Origin of the sequence: Stenotrophomonas sp. GZD-301 (assembly GCF_049310345.1) — a bacterium.
Lineage (GTDB): Bacteria > Pseudomonadota > Gammaproteobacteria > Xanthomonadales > Xanthomonadaceae > Stenotrophomonas.
Genome location: NZ_JBMOWY010000003.1, coordinates 1 through 18,686 on the forward strand (window position 1 = coordinate 1; position 18,686 = coordinate 18,686).

Annotated in this window: 15 protein-coding genes; 7 read left to right on the top strand and 8 right to left on the bottom strand. The window is 69.2% G+C overall.

Annotated features, from left to right (window positions below; genetic code table 11):
* Positions 1-115: 115 nt before the first annotated feature.
* Positions 116-1,000, bottom strand: a complete 885-nt coding sequence (locus ACO6VK_RS00795) for an outer membrane protein assembly factor BamD (RefSeq protein ID WP_422505002.1) — start codon at positions 998-1,000, stop codon at positions 116-118.
* 113 nt (positions 1,001-1,113) lie between these two features.
* Between ACO6VK_RS00795 and rluD the strand changes: the two genes are divergently transcribed.
* From rluD to ACO6VK_RS00810, 3 genes are read left to right on the top strand one after another with little or no spacing between them, the layout of a single operon-like run.
* A complete protein-coding gene (rluD, locus tag ACO6VK_RS00800; RefSeq protein WP_422505003.1) occupies positions 1,114-2,103 on the top strand; it encodes a 23S rRNA pseudouridine(1911/1915/1917) synthase RluD in 990 nt (329 codons plus the stop codon).
* Entirely contained in the window at positions 2,103-2,879 is a 777-nt protein-coding gene (gene pgeF, locus ACO6VK_RS00805) for a peptidoglycan editing factor PgeF (RefSeq protein ID WP_422505004.1), read from the top strand. The genes rluD and pgeF overlap by 1 nt, the downstream gene beginning before the upstream one ends.
* Positions 2,867-3,262 (top strand): thiol-disulfide oxidoreductase DCC family protein, encoded by a 396-nt coding sequence (locus tag ACO6VK_RS00810; protein ID WP_422505005.1) that lies wholly within the window; start codon positions 2,867-2,869, stop codon positions 3,260-3,262. The genes pgeF and ACO6VK_RS00810 overlap by 13 nt, the downstream gene beginning before the upstream one ends.
* Before the next feature lie 16 nt (positions 3,263-3,278).
* On the opposite strand, the gene ACO6VK_RS00815 is transcribed toward ACO6VK_RS00810, so the two are convergent.
* From ACO6VK_RS00815 to ACO6VK_RS00835, 5 genes are all read right to left on the bottom strand, one after another.
* The gene (locus ACO6VK_RS00815; protein ID WP_422505006.1) at positions 3,279-4,559 is read right to left on the bottom strand and encodes an OmpA family protein; all 1,281 of its coding nucleotides are present in this window, start codon (positions 4,557-4,559) and stop codon (positions 3,279-3,281) included.
* A 329-nt stretch (positions 4,560-4,888) separates the two neighbouring features.
* A complete protein-coding gene (gene otsA / locus ACO6VK_RS00820; RefSeq protein WP_422505007.1) occupies positions 4,889-6,256 on the bottom strand; it encodes an alpha,alpha-trehalose-phosphate synthase (UDP-forming) in 1,368 nt (455 codons plus the stop codon).
* Positions 6,253-8,043: a glycoside hydrolase family 15 protein gene (locus tag ACO6VK_RS00825; protein ID WP_422505008.1), complete on the bottom strand. Its 1,791-nt coding sequence runs from the start codon at positions 8,041-8,043 to the stop codon at positions 6,253-6,255. The genes otsA and ACO6VK_RS00825 overlap by 4 nt, the downstream gene beginning before the upstream one ends.
* Positions 8,044-8,097: 54 nt before the next feature.
* Complete coding sequence (gene otsB / locus ACO6VK_RS00830) at positions 8,098-8,856, bottom strand: trehalose-phosphatase (protein ID WP_422505015.1); 759 nt, start codon at positions 8,854-8,856, stop codon at positions 8,098-8,100.
* 197 nt (positions 8,857-9,053) lie between these two features.
* Positions 9,054-11,504, bottom strand: coding sequence for a TonB-dependent receptor plug domain-containing protein (locus ACO6VK_RS00835; RefSeq protein WP_422505009.1), 2,451 nt, complete (start codon positions 11,502-11,504; stop codon positions 9,054-9,056).
* A gap of 240 nt (positions 11,505-11,744) precedes the next feature.
* Between ACO6VK_RS00835 and ACO6VK_RS00840 the strand changes: the two genes are divergently transcribed.
* The 4 genes from ACO6VK_RS00840 (at position 11,745) to ACO6VK_RS00855 (ending at position 16,797) form a co-directional block, all read left to right on the top strand.
* Entirely contained in the window at positions 11,745-12,227 is a 483-nt protein-coding gene (locus ACO6VK_RS00840; RefSeq protein ID WP_422505010.1) for a DUF3574 domain-containing protein, read from the top strand.
* Positions 12,228-12,262: 35 nt separating this feature from the next.
* A complete protein-coding gene (locus ACO6VK_RS00845; RefSeq protein ID WP_422505011.1) occupies positions 12,263-13,123 on the top strand; it encodes an SH3 domain-containing protein in 861 nt (286 codons plus the stop codon).
* A gap of 74 nt (positions 13,124-13,197) precedes the next feature.
* Positions 13,198-14,919 (top strand): thiamine pyrophosphate-dependent enzyme, encoded by a 1,722-nt coding sequence (locus tag ACO6VK_RS00850; protein ID WP_166473372.1) that lies wholly within the window; start codon positions 13,198-13,200, stop codon positions 14,917-14,919.
* Positions 14,920-15,189: 270 nt separating this feature from the next.
* Entirely contained in the window at positions 15,190-16,797 is a 1,608-nt protein-coding gene (locus ACO6VK_RS00855) for a hypothetical protein (protein ID WP_422505012.1), read from the top strand.
* Positions 16,798-16,806: 9 nt separating this feature from the next.
* Here the strand turns inward: ACO6VK_RS00855 and ACO6VK_RS00860 are convergent, their stop codons facing one another.
* Both ACO6VK_RS00860 and ACO6VK_RS00865 read right to left on the bottom strand, forming a co-directional pair.
* Complete coding sequence (locus ACO6VK_RS00860; RefSeq protein ID WP_422505013.1) at positions 16,807-17,514, bottom strand: glutathione S-transferase; 708 nt, start codon at positions 17,512-17,514, stop codon at positions 16,807-16,809.
* A 66-nt stretch (positions 17,515-17,580) separates the two neighbouring features.
* Positions 17,581-18,686: cytochrome-c peroxidase (locus tag ACO6VK_RS00865; protein ID WP_422505014.1), on the bottom strand; the 1,106-nt coding region annotated here is incomplete at its 5' end.

An 18,686-nucleotide genomic window follows, 5' to 3' on the forward strand; every position in this document is an offset into this window, starting at 1 on the left:
CTTACTTGCTTTCGCCATTTGTGTGGTTGCGTCTTGTTGGGGGTGGGGGGGGGGGGGGAAAAAAAAAAAAAAAAAAAGGGCCCGAACCGGGCCCTTTTTTTCGTCACCGCAGGGATTACTTGCGGTTGATCGTGGCGTTGCGCTGACCGGTGCTGGCCGATTTCTCGCCGGCGAACGGGTTCAGCTTGCGCACCATCCACGGGTACTTCGGCCACTTGCCCTGCAGCCACGGGTGGTCGGGCTGGTTCAGCTCGAGCACGCGGCGGGCGTCGTCGGCCAGCGGCTTGTTGTCCAGGTGCGTGTAGGCCTCGGCCAGGGTGGCCACGGCGTCGTACTGGAAGGCGCTCTGCGGGTAGGTTTCCAGCAGGTAGTTGGCACGGCCGGCGGCCGACACCCAGGCCTGGCGGCGCAGGTAGTACAGGGCGTTGTCCAGCTCATGCTGGGCGAACACGTCGCGCAGCACGATCATGCGCTGACGGGCGTCGGCGGCATAACGGCTGTTGGGGTAGCGCTCGGTCACGATGGTGAAGTCGGCGTAGGCCTGGCGCGGGGCGGACAGGTCGCGGCGGCTCGGGTCCAGGGACCACACCCGGCGCAGGAACACCGTGTCGCGGTTGCCGTTGGCCAGGCCGCGCAGGTAGTACAGGTAGGCGATGTTGCGGTGGGTCGGGTAGGTGCGGATGAAGCGGTCGATGCTGGACACCGCGTCATCGTGCTTGCCGGCCTTGTACTGGGCATAGGCCGATTCGATCATCGCCTGCTCGGTGTACGGGCCATACGGGTATTGGGCCACCAGGCGGCGGAAGCTGGCCTCGGCACCGCTCCAGTTGCCCCCCTCCATCAATTTGTGGCTCTTCTCATAGAGCTGCTCGGCCGGCAGACCTTCATCCGGATTCTTGCCCTTGGTACCGCGGTGGCAGCCGGTGGCGACGAAGAGCAGCACCAGCATCAGGGCGGCGAGGCGGACGGGCGCGGACAGCAGAACGGAGCGTCGGATCATGGGGTCAGGGCGGGACGCGGCTGGAATACGAAGGGTCGATGATAGCCTAGTGGCCTGTCCTGCGACTGAAAGTGGTCGCCGGGACCCCAAAATTGTCTCCCCGCGTGGTTCCCATGTCCGATACCCCAGCTGAAAACCCCCGTCAGGCCATCGTGCCCGATACCGCCGCCGGCCGCCGCTTCGATGCGGTGGTTGCCGAACTTTTCCCTGAATATTCCCGCTCGCGCCTGACCGAGTGGATCAAATCCGGCGATCTGCTGCTGGATGGCGAGCCCGCCCGCCCGCGCGATCCGGTGCGCGGCGGCGAGGTCGCCAGCCTGCTTGTCGTGCTCGACACCCAGACCCACGCCGAGCCGGAGGACATCCCGCTGGAGGTCCTGTACGAGGACGCGCATGTCTTTGTGATCAACAAGCCGGTCGGGCTGGTGGTCCATCCCGGCGCGGGCAACCCCACCGGCACGCTGGTCAATGCCCTGCTGTTCCGCGACCCGTCGCTGGCGGTCCTGCCGCGTGCGGGCATCGTGCACCGGCTGGACAAGGACACCAGTGGCGTGATGGTCATCGCGCGCACCCTGGAGGCGCAGACCGCGCTGGTGGCGCAGCTGTCCGCGCGCGAGGTGCATCGCCAGTACCTGGCGGTGGTGGTGGGCGCGCTGGTCTCCGGTGGCACCGCGACCGCGGCAATTGACCGCCATCCGCGCGACCGCGTGCGCATGGCCGTGCGCGAGGACGGCAAGGACGCGATCACCCATTACCGCCTGCGTGAGCGCTTCCGCGCGCACACCGCGCTGGAATGCCGCCTGGAAACCGGCCGCACCCACCAGATCCGCGTGCACATGGCGCACCTGCGCCATCCGATCATCGGCGATCAGCTGTACGGCGGCGCGCTGAAGCTGCCAAAGGGCGCCAGCGATGAGCTGGTCGCCGCGCTGCGCGGCTTCAAGCGCCAGGCGCTGCACGCCGAAACGCTGGAGTTCACCCACCCGGTCACCGGCGAGCCGATCCGCAACAGCGCGCCGCCGCCGGCGGACATGCTGGCGCTGATGCACGCCCTGCGCGAAGACAGCAGGCACTTCGCTGAACTGGAGCGCGGGCGCCGCTGATGGATGCCACGCTTCCGGTGCTGCGGGCCGAGTGGCGCGCGCCGCCCGGCGTGCAGGCCCTGACCACCCTGCGCTACGGCGCAGGCGGGTCGGTGGCGCCGTTCGACCAGTTCAACATGGGCAACCGGTACGCCGCCGACGGCGACGACCCGGCGCAGGTGCAGCGCAACCGCGACCTGCTCCAGGCCGGTCTGGCATTGCCTTCGGCCCCGCATTGGCTGCGCCAGGTGCATGGCACCGGGGTGCTGCGTTTCGACGCGCCGCCGACCGCCAGCGGCATCGACACCGAACCCACCGCCGATGCGGCGGTGACGTCGGCCGTGGGCGTGGTCCTGGCCATCCTCACCGCCGATTGCCTGCCGGTGGTGTTCGCCGCGCGCGACGGCAGCGAGATCGGCGCCGCGCATGCGGGCTGGCGTGGTCTGGCCGATGGCATGCTCGAAGCCACGGTGGCCGCCATGCGCACCCCACCGTCACAGCTGCAGGCATGGCTTGGGCCGGCCGCCGGCCCGGACCTGTACGAGGTGGGGGAAGACGTGTTCGCCGCCTTCGTGGCGCACGCGGCCGAGGCGACGAGCGCCTTCCAGCCGACCCGTCCCGGCCACTGGCGGGTGGACCTGTACGCGCTGGCCCGGCAACGCCTGCTCGCCGCCGGGTTGGACCCGGCCTCGATCAGCGGCGGTACCCAGTGCACCCTGGCTGCGCCGGACCGCTACTTCTCGCACCGCCGCGATCGCCGCACCGGCCGCATGGCCACGCTGGTATGGCGGGGGTAATCGTCTTCGACGGCGTCTGCGCACTGTGCAGCCGCTGGGTGCGCTTCCTGCTGCGTTTCGACCGGCAGCAGCGCTACTGCTTTGCCGCGATGCAGGGCACGCACGGGCGCGCCCTGCTGCGGGAGCATGGGCTGGACCCCGACGACCCGCTGTCGTTTCTGCTGCTGGAGGACGGCCGCGCCTGGACCGATACCGATGCCATCGTGCGGGTCCTGGTCGGGCTGGGGGGGCCGTGGCGGCTGGCGGCCGTGCTGCGCGCGGTGCCGCGCCCGCTGCGTGATCGCGCCTACCGGGCGCTGGCACGCAACCGCTACCGCTGGTTCGGCCGCCACGACAGCTGCTTCCTGCCGAGCGCGGAGCAGGCGCGGCGCTTCCTGGCGTGAGCGCCGCGCCGGCCGCTCAGCGCAGCAGCCGGTAGACCACCCGGCGGTTCTGCGCGCGGCCGGCCTCGCTGCGGTTGTCGGCGATCGGGTCGTCGGCACCGTGCCCGGTTGCGTCCAGCATGCCCACCGGCACATCCAGCAGGTGCAGTGCAAGCACCAGCGACTCGGCGCGCTGCTGGCTCAGTGCGCGCTTGGCGGCGGCATCGCCGTGGCCGTCGGTATGCACACCAACCTCCACCCGGGTGCCGGCGGGCATCTGGCGCATTGCCGCGGCGGTGGCGTGCAGGGTATCGAGCGAGTCGCCGGTGAGTGCCGTCGCGTCGGCCTGGAACTTGACCACGGTCTGGTTGAGCGCGCCCACCACCGCGTCGGGCGTGGCGTCGGGCGGCAGCGCGTGCAGGGCGGCGATGCCCGGCGTCCAGAGTCCGCGCACGTCGAACGCACCGAAGTGATCGCGCAGCACCCGGGTGACACCCAGCCGGTCCTGCTCGGTCAGCGCACGGCTGTCCACGCGGATGCGCTCGCCCTCCAGATCGATCCGCAGGCCGGGGGCGAGCAGGGCGGGCAGATGGGCGACCAGCCGGTCTTCCCAGCGCGGTGGACGTGTTCCGCCATCCACCTGCAACTGGCCCCGAACGTTGCCCGCGCCGTACACGCGTACCAGCGCATTCCATATCCGGCGCTGGTCGGCGGCGCGTGGCAGCCGGCCGTCCACCCGCACGTGGTCGCCGTCGACCACCAGTGACAACCGCGCGTCCGCCACCGGGGCCGCCCGCGTGGCGGCCGTGTCCTGCGGCGTCGCGCGGGTGACCAGGTACAGCCAGCTGGTGGCCACGATCAGGGACACACCGATCAGACAGGCCAGGGTGCTGCGCACGGCCACCCCGCGCACGGCCTGGCCCGCCGCGCTGCCGGCATGGGGCGCAAGGCGGCGGGTGCGCATCGCCGGCGGCGTGCCCTCGGTGGTGGTCAGCAGGTCAACCAGCGGCGGCAGCAGCTCGGCGACGATGACGGCGAAGATGCCGGGTGGAAAGCCGGCGCGGCGTGCCAGGCGTGCCAGGTCCTCGCGGCCGATGGCGCGCTCGACCTCGCTGGCCACGATCGGCTGCTCGTCGCCGCGGCACCAGCCGTGGAACAGGGCGCCCACCCCGGCGCGTTCGAACTGGTCGCCCAGCCCAGCCAGCCCGTCTTCGCGGGTGGCGATGTAGGCGGTCAACACCGTTACCACGCTGCGTGCGCGGTAGCCCAGGCCAAGCCGGGAGGCGGCATCTTCGATCAAGCGGTCAAGCGATGACATGTTTTCAAATCCCCAGTTGAAAAGACCGTGCGCATCACGGCGCACGTGCCTGGCCCACGCCTTGTCGGTGGGCTCTGGGGGCGTCAATGTCGTCAGTCGCTGTCAATGGCGAATGAGAATTCGCAAGAAACGGCTGCGGAAAGTTGCGTTTGCACAGATCCATATGTGCCGTCTATCGCTTCACCGGCTTGGGCCAGCACGGTCCGTCCGCCGCTGCGTGCCGAAGACGACACTGGCACACGCCGCCACGTCACGCGCGCGGATGCGGGCCGCTGCAAGGCTGAAAATGAGCCGAAAACGACGGCGCTGCGCATGCCGGGCGCCGCGCGTCAGGTGCTTTCCAGCGTCTCCAGATAGGTCTGCCGCCAGTGATTGATGTCGTAGGTGCGCAGGTGATCCATCATCGCCTGCCAACGCTCCACGCGTTTGCGCAGCGGCATGGTGGCGGCCGTGGCGATGGCATCTGCCACGCCATCGAGATCGTGTGGATTGACCAGCAGCGCCTGCTTCAGCTCGTCGGCCGCGCCGGCCAGCAGTGACAGCACCAGTACGCCGGGATTCTCCGGGTCCTGCGAGGCCACGTACTCCTTGGCCACCAGGTTCATGCCGTCGCGTAGCGGGGTGACCAGACCCACGGCGGCCGCCCGGTAGAAGCCGGTCAGGGTAGCGTGGGTGAAGTTCTGGTTGACGTAGCGCAGCGGCGTCCAGTCCGGCGCCGCGTGGCCGCCGTTGATGTGGCCGGCGATCTGTTCGAGCTGGCCGCGCAGCTGCCGGTACTCGTTGACGTCGCCGCGCGAGACCGGTGCGATCTGCAGGTAGGTCAGGCTGCCGCGCTGGTCGGGGTGGCGTTCGAGGTAGCGCTCGAAGCCGAGGAAGCGCTCGGGCAGGCCCTTGGAGTAGTCCAGCCGGTCCACGCCAATGGCCAGCTGGCGGTCGCCCAGGCTGTTGCGCAGATCGCGCACCGCCGGCTTGTTGGCGCCGGCCCTGGCCTGGCGTGCGATGTGGTCGGTATCTATGCCGATCGGGAACGCTGCCGCGCGGAAGCGCCGCCCGCCGGGGGCTTCCAGTTCGCCATCGCCCACCACGCGCCCGCCGCCGAACAGGCGCACGTAGGACTGGAAGCGGTCGGCGTCGCGCTGGGTCTGGAAGCCCACCAGATCGTAGGCATACAGGCTCGAGAACAGGCGCAGGTGATCCGGCATGGCCTGCAGCAGGTCGGCCGAGGGCATCGGCACGTGCAGGAAGAAGCCGATGCGGCAGCCGATGCCGCGCTCGCGCAGCAGCGACGCCAACGGGATCAGGTGGTAGTCGTGGATCCACACGATGTCGTCGTCGCGCAGCAGCGGCGCCAGCTTGTCGGCGAACAGCGCGTTGACCCGCCGGTAGGTTTCGCGGGTGGCGCGGTCGTAGTCCACCAGGTCCAGGCGGAAGTGCAGCAGCGGCCACAGCGTGCGGTTGGCGAAGCCGTTGTAGTAGCCGTCCACATCGCGCTTGTTGAGGTCCATCGTGACGTAGCGGATGTCGCCGTCCACCTGTTCGTGGAGGGCGCCGCTGGTGTCGCGCACCGCTTTGCCGCTCCAGCCGAACCAGACGCCCCCGCGTTCCTTGAGCGCGGCCAGCAGGCCCACGGCCAGGCCGCCGGCGCGGGTTTCGCCGGGCACCGCGACCCGGTTGGACACCACCACCAGCCGGCTCATGACGCCTCCTGCCAGCTGCGCGACAGGCGCATCGCCGCCGTCACCAGCCCCACATGCGAGTACGTCTGTGGGAAGTTGCCCCACGCTTCGCCGCTGTCGAACGCAAGGTCCTCGGACAGCAGGCCGAGGTGGTTGCGCCGGGCCAGCAGCATCTCGAACATGTCGCGCGCTTCGTCCATGCGGCCGATCGCGGCCAGCGCGTCGATGTACCAGAACGTGCAGATGGTGAAGCTGGTTTCCGGCTCGCCGAAGTCGTCCGGCGCCACGTAGCGGTACAGCGCGTCGCCGTGCTTGAGATCGCGGCCGATCGCTTCGACCGTGGCCACGAAGCGTGCGTCATGCGCATCGATGAAGCCGATGTCGGCCAGCAGCAGCAGCGAGGCGTCCAGGCGGTGGCCGCCGTAGGTGTCGGTGAAGTGGCCCCGCTCCTCGCTCCAGGCCTCGGCCAGGATGCGCGCGTGGATGGTGTCGGCACGGTCGCGCCAGTACGCCGCGCGATCATCCAGCTTCAGCCGCACGGCGATCTTGCACAGCCGGTCGCACGCGGCCCAGCACATCGCACTGGTATAGGTGTGGACTTCGGTGCGGCCGCGGAACTCCCACAGCCCGGCATCGGGAACATCGTGCAGCGCGAAGGCCTGTTCGCCGAGCGGTTCCAGGCGCGCGAAGGTGTGTGCGTCGCCCGGGTCCTGCAGGCGGCGGTCGAAGAACAGCTGGGTGGAGGCCAGCACCACGCTGCCGTACACATCGTGCTGGCGCTGCACCCAGGCCAGATTGCCGCGCCGCACCGGGCCCATGCCGCGGTAGCCGGAGAGCGAGGGCACTTCGTCTTCGTCCAGTTTGGCCTCGAAACCGATGCCGTACAGCGGTTGCAGGCTGCCGTCGGCGGTGGCGAGGTTGAAGATGTAGCCGAGGAACTGCTCCATCGTCCGGGTGGCGCCGAGGCGGTTGAGCGCACGCACCACGAAGGCGGCGTCGCGCAGCCAGCAGTACCGGTAGTCCCAGTTGCGGATGCTGCCCGGTGCCTCCGGAATGGAGGTGGTCATTGCCGCGATGATCGCGCCACTGTCCTCGTACTGGCACAGCTTGAGCGTGATCGCGCTGCGGATCACCGCGTCCTGCCACTCCAGCGGAATGGACAGGTAGCGCACCCATTCGCGCCAGTAGTCGCGGGTACGCTGGAAGGCGTCCTGCACATAGCCGCTGAGCGAGCGGTCCAGCGATTCGTCCACGCCCAGCACCAGGTGCACCGGGTGGTTGAGCGTGAACGGCAGGCCGTCGCGCACGAAGCGCACCGGTACATCGGTGGTGAGCCGAAGAATGTGGTCGGGCAGGATCCAGCGGATGTGGTTGCTGCCCCAGGTGGCGTCGGGGACGCGGGCGCCCCAGTCGGCCAGCGGGCGCGCGCGCACGATGATGCGCGGGTTGCCGGCCAGCGGGCGCACCTGGCGGATCAGGCTGACCGGCCGGTAGAAGCGGTCGTTCTGGCGCCAGCGCGGCGCGAAGTCGATGATCTCCAGCGCGCCACCGTGCTTGTCGTGCAGCACGGTGCGCAGGATGGCGGTGTTGGTCAGGTAGGTCTGTTCGCTGCCGACCAGGTCTTCCAGTTCGATGGCGAAGTCGCCGCCGGTCTGCTGGTTCGGTTCGAGCAGGGCGCAGAACGTCGGGTCGCCATCGAAGGTGGGGAGGCAGCTCCAGACCACGCGGGCGTGCTTGTCGATCAATGCGCCGAAGCTGCCATTGCCAACAACGCCCAGGTCCAGGGTGGGCACGGTGTCACTACTCATGTCATCAACGTCTCGGGTCGGGCCGGCGCAGGGCGCCGGGGGCAGCCGCGATGCTCAGTACGCGTTCTCGCGCAACCAGGCATGCACGGCGCGGATATGCGGCAGCGCGAACACCGCCGCGCTGGGCTCGCGTCCACCAACCAGCACGCTCCAGCCGTGCAGGTCGTTGGCGGCACCAAAGCCGTACTCGTCGGTGAGGTCGTCACCGAGGAACACCGGCAGCCGGTCGCGGAACGGCGGTGCCAGCATCAGCCGGCGCAGGGCGCGGCCCTTGTCGCTGCCTTCGGGAACGAATTCAACGACGTGGTCGCCCGGCTGCAGCCGGTAGCCGGCGTGGCCGCGGATGTGGCGCTCGGCGAAGGCGCGCACGTCGGGCGCGGCATGCGGTGCGCCGCGCCAGTGCAGTGCGAGGCTCTGGCCCTTGTCCTCGACCAGAACACCGGGCGTGCCGTGGGCAAAGCGCATCGCCTGCTGATGGAGCGCATGCAGCCATTCGCCGGTATCGGTGCCGGGTGTGGCGGCGTCCACGCGGCCATCGCCGTGGCGCAGTTCGTGGCCGTGCAGGCCTGCCGCCGGCAGGTGCAGTGGGGCGAACAGCCGGTCGAGTTGATCCAGCGGCCGGCCGCTGATCAGCGCGACCGCGCCTTCAAGGCGGTCGCTGATGCGCCCGATGGCCTCGCGGATGTCCGGCAGCAGCTGCACCGCCTCGGGGTCATCGGCGAATTCGATGAGGGTGCCATCCACGTCCAGGAACAGCGCACAGGCATCGTCCAGCAGTGGCGGCGGCGGACGTTGGGGGAAGTCGTTGGCCATGCGGGCCAACATGCCAGCGTGGATGTGATCGCCAGGTAATGGCAATCACATCCACCGTCGTGGCGGCCGCTGGCCGGCAACAACAATCACCGTAGTGCCGGCCGCTGGCCGGCAACAACAATCACCGTAGTGCCGGCCGCTGGCCGGCAACCACAATCAATGTAGTGCCGGCCGCTGGCCGGCAATCCGGTCTCCGGTCAGAACGTATACCGCACGCGCCCGTAGAAATACGCGCCATTGCTGCCGATCGGCGACAGCACGTCATACGGCAGGTTGCCGAAATAGTAGATGTCGTCGTTGGAAGGATCGGAGTAGTTGTCGGTCAGGTTCTGCCCGCCCACCGCTACGCTCCACTGCGGCGTGATTTTGAACTCCACTTCGGCATCCAGCTGCCACTCGGCACCGTAGGTCTGGCGCGGAATGTAGCCATCACCGAAGTTGAACACACGGGTGACGCTGCCGTAACGGTTGACCCGGCTGCTCAGCGACCAGCGGTCGTTGGCCCAGCTGGCGGCCAGTGCCGCACGGGTGCGCGGGGTGGCGTCGGTCAGCGTATTGGTCTCTTCCACGCCGAACAGAACGTAGTCCGGATCCAGCGCGCGCAGGCTGGCGGGCGTGGCCAGAACGTTCTTCAGGGTCGTCTTGGTGTAGGCGTAGGTCCCGGTCAGCACCAGCTCGCCATTGCCGAGCGACTGCCGCCAGTTGCTCACCAGTTCCGCGCCGCGGGTGCGGGTGTCGGCAGCGTTGACGAAGAAGCTGGCGCTCTGCAGGCCGGCAACGCCGAACTGCTGCTGCACGTAGTCGGTCAGCGCATCGCCGGTGATGCTCTCGGACAGCGCGATGCGGTCGTCGATATCGATCTGGAAGAAGTCCAGCGAGACGTCGAAGTGATCGCCGATGCGGCTGGTGAAGCCCAGGCTGGTGTTGAGCGACTTCTCCGGCTTCAGATCGCGGGCGCCCAGTCCGCGCGCGATCGGGTTGTTGACCGACAGCACCCGGCCCTGCACCAGCTGGCCGGCGGCGTTGTAGCCGGTGGAGGTGGATTCATAGCCGATCTGCGCGAGCGACGGCGCACGGAAGTTGTTGGAAACCGCGCCGCGCAACGCGAACGCCGGGGTGAATTCGTAGCGCAGGCCGAGCTTGCCGGTGAGCTCGCCGCCGTAGTCGTCGCTGTGTTCGTAGCGTGCGGCCAGGTCGCTGGAGAAATGCTCGCCGAACTGGCTGGACAGGCTGGCATAGGCGCTGGCCACGTCGCGGGTCAGCGACGTGGCGTCCTGCGGGGTCAAGCCGCCGCCGGCCTGCGAGCCGGTCGGGCGATCGGTGTACGGGCCGGCCGCATAGCTGCTCGGGTCGCCGGGGCGGGTCTGGTAGTGGTCGCGGCGTGCTTCCACGCCAAGGCCAAGACTGTGGGTGATGCTGTCACCCTGCTCGAACACCCGCCCCAGGTCGAGGTTGGCCACGGTCAGTTCGTTGCGGTAGTCGCCGGTCTTGAACCGGGTGGGGCTGGTTGGGCCGAGCGAGGCGTTGAGCGAGTTGCGCAGGCGGTAGGTGAAGCTGTTGCTGCCGTAGTCCAGGCTGGCGTCGTAGTTCCACTCGCCCCACTGGCCGCGTGCACCGGCCACGGCCTGCACGTCGCGGTTCTCGCCTTCGGAAATCGGGCGATAGCCGTTGGGATACACCTGTGCCCAGTTGGCGTCGCTGTCCGGATAGCGGAAGTAGTTGGCGCCTTCGCTGTCGCGCTGGTTGAAGGTGCTGAAGAAGTAGAACTTGGACGTCTGCCCGAACGGCAGCTCGGTGTTGATCCAGGCGTTGAGGTCCTTGGTGTGGCCGTCGCCCAGCACGTAGTTGCGCTTGCCCTGCAGCGCCAGGTTGGTGGCGCTCTGGTCCCACGGCGGGATCTGGTCGAAGCCGGCGCGGTTGGTGCCTTCGTGGTTCTTCAGTTCCAGGCCCACGCGCAGGAAACCGCCGTCCTCGCCCAGCGCGGTGCCGACCTTGGCGCTGAGATAGCTGGTCTGGCCGTCGGTGAGGGTGCGGTCGATCGGCTTGAGGTCGGTGTGATTGGCACCGAAACTGGCTTCGATCGTGCCGCCGTCGGCGCCGTCGTCGAGGATCACGTTGATCACCCCGGCCACCGCGTCCGAGCCGTACAGGGCACCGGCACCGTCGCGCAGCACTTCGATGCGTTTGATCGCGCTGACCGGGATGGCATTGAAGTCCACCGGCGTGGTGCCCTTGCCGATCTTGCTGTCGGTGTTGACCAGCGCGCTGCTGTGGCGGCGCTTGCCGTTCACCAGCACCAGCACCTGGTCCGGCGACAGGCCGCGCAGCTGGGCGGCGCGGATATGGTCGGCACCGCCGGAGTTGGACTGGCGCGGGAAGTTGAACGAGGGCAGCAGTGCCTGCAGGGCGCTGCCCAGTTCGCCGTTGACCACGCCGGCCTTGCGGATGTCCTCGGCGGTGAGCACGTCCACTGGCGAGGTGGACTCCAGCACCGTGCGGTCCACCGCACGGGTGCCGGTGACGATCACCGTGTCCAGGGTGGTGGCGGAGCCGGGCGCGTCCTGCGCGGTTGCGTCCTGGGCGAGCAGGGGGGAGGAGAGGACGAGCGCGATGGCAAGGCCAAGGCGCGACGCGGACGGACGGGACATGCGGACTCCGGCAGGACGACGAGGGGGAGGGGGGGAGGAGAGGAGGCTGGCGTTGCCGGCCAAGGGCTGGCACTACCAATCCATCCGGATGAAGCGATATATTATCTTGGCGTGATGACCCCGTGTGATGCAAGTCCCATCACATGCGGGCATCAGCTGATTGCCGACGGTGATCTGCGCGGGAACCGGATGTCCTGCACGCTTCTTCCCCTGCACGCCCTGTTTTCTGGAGTTTTCCCAATGAAGTCCCATGCCCTTCTGCTCGCCCTGGTCCTGGCGGCCAGCGGCTGTGCCACCGCCGCTCCCGCCGCCAAGCCGGCTGCGCCCACCCCGGCCACCGCCACCCTGCAGGGGGACGCCGCGCGACCCGATGCCGCCGCCGGCTGGGTGCGCAGCGAGCTGTACTTCGGCGTGGGCGAGGAAAGCGGCGCCTCCGAGCGCAAACAGACCGATGCGATCAGCGAGGCGCAGTGGCGCGACTTCCTGGACAAGCAGGTCACCCCGCGCTTCCCGGATGGCCTGACCGTGTTCGATGCCTACGGCCAGTGGCTGTTCCGCGGCGCCGCCGAGCCCAATCGCCTGCGCACCAAGGTGCTGGTGGTGCTGCACGAGAACACCCCGCAGCGCCGTGCCGACATCGAGGCGATCCGTCTGGCGTGGAAGCAGGCCACCGGTCACCAGTCGGTGTTGTGGGCCCAGCAGGCGGTTGACGTATCGTTCTGATCCAGGGCGCCACCGTGGCGCTGCGGGGAACCGGAATGAAGCACATGGATGGACGGCGGCTGGCACTGATGTTGGCGTTGGCAGCACCGGGCGCGCACGCGCAGGCGACGGGCCAGGACACGCTGCGCGCCGAGGTCGCCGCTGGCGTGTGGCTGCAGGCGCAGGTGCAGGAGGGCGGCGACATCGCGGTCGAGCTCGCGCCGTCGGGCACGCGGCAACGGCTGCCGGGTGCGCCCGACGTGGATGGGCAGTCGCGCCTGTCTGCCGAGGACGTCGATTTCGACGGCCGGCCGGAACTGGTCGCGCGCGCGTCGGTCGGCATGGTCAACGAGGCGGTGGTGGTGTACCGCTTCGATCCGCGCCAGGGACGGATGCAGGCGCTGGAGGCAACGCCGCATGACGATGCGCAATGCGGCGGCCTGATGGGGCTGGTGGTGGATGCGCCGAACCGCACGTTGAGCAGCAGCTGCCGCAGCGGCCCGGTGTGGTACGTCGACCAGTACCGTTACGACGGGCCGCGTCTGTACCTGTACCGTGCGCTGCGGTTCATCCACGGCAGCGATGCGTTCGAGCAGGTGCTGTTCGTCAAGCAGACCGCGGACACCGGCCCGTTCGCGGTGTGGAGCACCTTCGATGCGCAGGGGGCGGTGGTGGAGACGGCGATCGGCGATGGCCTGGTGACGCCGGCGCCCACCGGCCGCCTGTCGCCATTCAGCGGCACGGTGGTGCCGGCGCGGCTGCCGTTGCATACCCGGCCGGGGGATGCGCGCACCACGCGCTATCTGGTCCGGGATGACCGCGTGGAAATGCTGGACGAGCGCGATGGCTGGGTAAAGGTGCGCTACCACAACCCGACCCGGGGCGATGTGCTGGGATGGGTGAACGCGATGCCGTGACTGCACGCAAGCCCACATGGGTGTCACCTGCCGGGGTCTAGGCTGATGGTTCCCCCTTGTAGTGGATGTCCGTCATGAGCAAGCGCGTTGCCGAGATCGTGGTTGAAACCCTGCAGGCCGCCGGTGTCCGTCACTGTTACGGCATCGTCGGCGACACCCTCAACCACGTCACCGATGCCATCCACCGCAGCGACATCGACTGGGTGCACATGCGCCATGAAGAGGTCGCCGCGTTCGCGGCCGGTGCCGAGTCGCTGATCAGCGGCCGGCTCACCGCCTGTGCCGGCTCCTGCGGGCCGGGCGGGCTGCATTTCATCAACGGCATCTTCGAGAGCAACCGCAATCGCGCGCCGATGGTGCTGATCGCCAGCCAGGTGGTCACCCCCGAGCTGGGCATGGAGTTCCCGCAGGAAGTCGATTTCAAATCCGTGTACGCCAGTTGCAGCGTGTTCTGCGAGCAGGTGTACAGCCCGCAGCAGGCGCGACGGGTGGTCACGTTGGCCTGCCAGGCGGCGATCAGCCGGCGCGGTGTGGCGGTGGTGATCCTGCCGGCCGACATCAGCGAGGCGGAGGTCAAGCACGACCCGCCGTTCTCGGTGCATTACACCCAGCCGGTGCTGCGTCCCGGCGATGACGAGCTGCAGCGCATCGCCGCACTGATCGGCGAGGGCAAGCGGATCGGCATCTATGCGGGGGCCGGCTGCGAGCACGCGCACGACCTGCTGGTGGCGCTGGGCGAGCGGCTCAAGGCGCCGATCGCGCACACCTCGCGCGCCAAGGACTTCGTGGAGTACGACAACCCGTACAACATGGGCATGACCGGCATCTTCGGCATCGAGTCGGGCTACCACACGCTGATGGCCTGCGACACGCTGCTGCTGCTCGGCGCGGACTTCGCGTGGGGCCAGTACTACCCGGACAAGGCCACGCTGATCCAGGTGGACCGCGACGGCAGCCACCTGGGGCGTCGCCATCCGGTCGACGTGGGCGTGGTCGGCGACATCGGTCCCACCCTGCAGGCCTTGTTGCCGCTGCTGCCCGAACGTGACGACCGCAGCTTCCTGGACGAGTGCATTGGCCACCGCGACAAAGCGCTGGCCACGCGGGCCAAGGAAGAGGAACCCGGCGAGGGCACGCTGATCCATCCGCAGCACCTCACGGCGTTGATCGACCGGCACGCCAGCGACGATGCGCTGTTCACCGCCGACGGCGGCTCGCCGATGGTGTGGATCCTGCGCCACATCCGCGTCAACGGCCGCCGCCGCACCCTGACCAGCCTGCTGCACGGCACGATGGCCAACGCGATGCCGCAGGCACTGGGCCTGCAGAAGGCCTATCCGGGCCGGCAGGTGATCTCGCTGTCCGGCGATGGCGGCATCGCGATGCTGCTCGGTGACCTGCTCACCGCCGTGCAGGAAAACCTGCCGATCAAGGTGGTGGTCTACAACAACAGCTCGCTGAATTTCGTCGAGCTGGAGCAGAAGGTCGAGGGCCTGCTGGACAACTACACCGACCTGAAGAACCCCGATTTCGGCCGGCTGGCCGAGGTGATCGGGTTCTACGGCCGCACCGTGACCCGCTCGGAGGACCTGGAGCAGGCGGTACAGGACGTGCTGGCGCACCCGGGTCCGGCGCTGCTGGACGTGCACACCAGCCCGACCGAGCTGGTGATGCCGCCGCAGGTGGAAGCCAAACAGGTGGCCGGCACCGCGCTGTATGCCGCCAAGGCACTGCTGAGCGGGCGGGTGAGCGATGTGCGTGACCTGCTGGCGAACAACTTCCTCAACAAGCCCTGAGGCCCGCGGCGGGCGTCACCACCAACGGTGGTGACCTACCGGGCAGGCCCTTGCCGGGTGGGTCCCGACCGTTGGTCGGGACGGCGCGGGTCGGCCGCCAACAGCGTCGGACGCACCCAGGTAGCGCCGGCCGCTGGCCGGCTCCCGATACCGTCGGACGGATGCCATCGCCGCCTGGATCACGCGTACACCCCGGCGTTCCACCCATGCACCTGTTAACGGGGGGCGCGTAGCCCTACCATCGGCTACCCCCCACCTGCAGGCCCCCACATGCCCGCTTCCGCTCCGGTCCGCTCCGGACCGACCCGCTGGTTCGTCGCCGGCGATCTCAATGGTTTCTTCGGCCTGGTGGTCGACAATCTGTCGATCCTGGGTTTCATCGCAATGGCGCTGGTCGGCATCTTCCAGTTCCCGGCCGACGTGGTGTTCGGCCGCATGTTCCCGGGGACCGCCTTCGGCGTGCTCGTCGGCAACGTGCTGTACACCTGGATGGCGCGGCGGCTGGCGGCACGCACCGGGCGCGACGACGTCACCGCGATGCCGCTCGGCCTGGATGCGCCGACCAGCATCGGCATGGCGCTGCTGGTGCTCGGTCCGGCGTTCCTGGCGTTCAAGGCGCAGGGCCTGGCGCCGCACGACGCGGCGATCGCCACCTGGCAGCTGGGCATGGCCTCGCTGGTGATCATGGGCGTGCTCAAGGTCATCCTGTCGTTCTTCGGCGAGGCGGTGACCCGCGCGCTGCCCCGCGCGTCGCTGCTGGGGTCCATCGCCGGCATCGCGATCGTGCTGATGGGCTTCCTGCCGTTGCTGGAAACGCTGCGCTCGCCGATCGTCGGCTTCGTCACCCTGGGCTTGTTGCTGTACGTGCTGATCGCCAAGCGCCGCCTGCCGATCCGCGCGCCGGGCGTGCTGGTGGCCTTCGTGTTCGGCACGATTCTCTACTACGGCCTCGGTCTGGCCGGGCTGGGCGCGCCGGGCTTCCATGTGCCCGAGTGGACCCCGCCGCAGATCGTGATGCCGTGGCCCACGCTCGGCTTCATCGATGGCCTGCCCACCGCACTGACCTACCTGCCGCTGCTGCTGCCGTTCGGCCTGCTGATGGTGGTGGGCGGCATCAACGTCTCCGAGAGCGCGCGCGCGGCCGGTGACGACTACCGTACCCGCGACATCCTGCTGGTCGAAGCCGTGGCCACCCTCGTGGCCGGTTTCTGCGGCGGTGTGGCGCAGACCACGCCGTACATCGGCCAGCCCGCTTACAAGCACATGGGCGCGCGCAGCGGCTACACCCTGCTGACCGGTCTGTTTGTGGGTGTCGGCGGCATGCTCGGGGTGATCTCCGGGCTGGTGCAGTGGCTGCCACTGGCGGTGCTGGCGCCGATCATCGTCTACGTGGCCATCGACATCACCACCCAGGCCTTCCAGGCCACGCCGCGCGAACACGCCGGGGCGATGGTGCTGGGCTTCCTGCCGTCGGTGGCCTACCTGCTGGCGATCAAGGCACCGGGCTGGATCGCGCCGGAACAGCTGGCGGCGATGACCACCACGCTGGACGGGCATGGCCTGCCGGAACTGGCGGTGATCTTCACCCTGGGCAACGGCTTCATCATCACCTCGATGCTGTGGATCGCCGCCGTGGTGGCGATGATCGACGGCAGACTGCTGCGCGCGTCGGCGTTCCTGCTGGTGGCGGCGGCGCTGACCCTGTTCGGCCTGATCCACTCGGTGGACCCGCGCGGCGGCATCTACCTGCCGTGGCAGCTTGCCGGGCTGCCGAAGATCATCAGCTGGCAGTTCGCCGGGGCGTATGTGGCGTTGGCGGGCTTGCTGGCGCTGTTGTCGCTGCAGAAGGATCCGGGGCGTCACGACCAACGGTCGTGACCCACCCTTTCAGTCGCCATCCAACTCGGGGTAATGGCGGAAGATGCCGTTGGTGTTGAACGCCAGGCGGCGCCCGGAGGCGAGGTAGGCCGCAATGTTCGGGCGTCGCTCCACCCGTTCCTGCAGGGCACGCAGCAGCGGCAGCGACGGCCACAGCGACTGCATGCGGCGCGGGAACATGTAGTCCAGGCCGGACAGCAGCTGGAACAGCGACAGATCCACGTAGGAATGCTCGCGCAGCGGATGCCGGCCGCCGTTGTGTTTGAGCACGTTCTCGAAATAGCCCAGGAACTTGGGCAGGCGCTCGGCGCGCATCGTGTCCGCGCGGGCCTTGGCCTCGCGGGTCTGGTCTTCGTAGTACTGCGAGGCGGCGATCGGGTGATGGGTGTCGTGCACTTCGGCGACCAGGTCGGCGATGGTCGCCTGCAGCTGCAGTGCCTGTTGCCGGCGTGAAGCGGCATCGGGCACCAGCCCGAGTTCGGGGGCGAGCAGGTCGAGGATCGCCGCCACCTGCGCGATCACCTGCTTGCCGGTCCGCACGAACGGCGGCGCAAACGGCTGCAGGCCGTCCACCTTGCCGTCCAGGAACGGCTGCATCACCGCATCGCCGTGCACGCGGGCCATGTCGGTGTAGGCCGCGCCCGCATCTTCCAGCGCCAGCCGGATGAACTCGCCACGGCCCTGGATGCCGGTCCAGTAATACAGCTCGTAATGCATGGGGGTACTCCGCAGTGCCAGCCTGCAGCTTCGACGCTGGGGCCGAAAGCGGGTGTGATCGCCGCGTCACAGCGTCTGCAGGAAGGCCTGGATCGCCTGCAGCTCGTCGCGCTGCAGCTGCAGCGGCTGCAGCTGTGGGTCCGGCGCGGGGAACGGGCCGTGAACGTCGCTGCCCGCGCGCGGGCGTGGCCTGCCGCCGCCCACGTTGTAGAACAGCAGCACGGCATCCAGCCGGGCGATCGCCCCGTTGTGCATGTAAGGCGCGGTGCGTGCCACGCCGCGCAGCGACGGCGTGCGGAAGCGGCCACTGTCGGCAGGGTCGCCGGTGATCTCGTAGCGCCCCAGATCCTGGCGCCTGCCGCCGTGGAAGTGCAGGCCGAGATTGTGGAACCCGTTGTCGGTCAGCGCCGGTCCGCTGTGGCAGTTCATGCAGCGGGCGCGCGTGCGGAACAGATGCAGGCCCTGCAGCTGCTGGTCGTCGAGCTGGTCGTGCCGACCGGAAACGAACCGGTCGAAGCGCGCGGGTGTCGGTGCCAGGCTGCGTTCGAACGCGGCAATGGCCTGGGCGAGCTGCCGGGTATCGATGCGGTCGTCGCCAAACACCGCCGCGAACGCGCGCCGGTAGCCGGGATCGTCGCGCAGCCGGGCGGCGGCCGCGTCGGCGCTGAAGGCCATCTCCTTGGGGTCGGCGATCGGCAGCAGGGCCTGGTCTTCCAGCGTGGCGGCGCGGCCATCCCAGAACAGCGGCTGCAGGTGGCCGCTCATGGCCACGCTGGGCGCGTTGCGGCGGCCGGGCTGGCGGTCGTGCCCGAACGACACGCGGCGGCCATCGGCAAAGGCGAGGTCGCGTTCGTGGCAACTCGCGCAGGCAATCTGCCCGGAGCGCGACAGCCTTGGGTCGTCGAACAGGCGCCTGCCCAGCGCCACCTTGGCCGGCGTGGTGGGGTTGTCCGGCGGCGCCACGATGGCGGGCAGTGGGCCCAGTTCCTGCCAGGCCACGCCGGCATCCACCTGCGGCGCCGGCCACTGTGTGCGTGGCCGGGCGTAGGCCTGGCGCAGGCACGCCGGTGTCGGCAGCGTGCCTGCGGTGGCGAGCTGCCGGCGGCAGTCGTCGTCGATGGCCGGCAGCTCCACCGGCGCGGCGCGGCTGCCACCCAGCAGCGCGCCGCCGA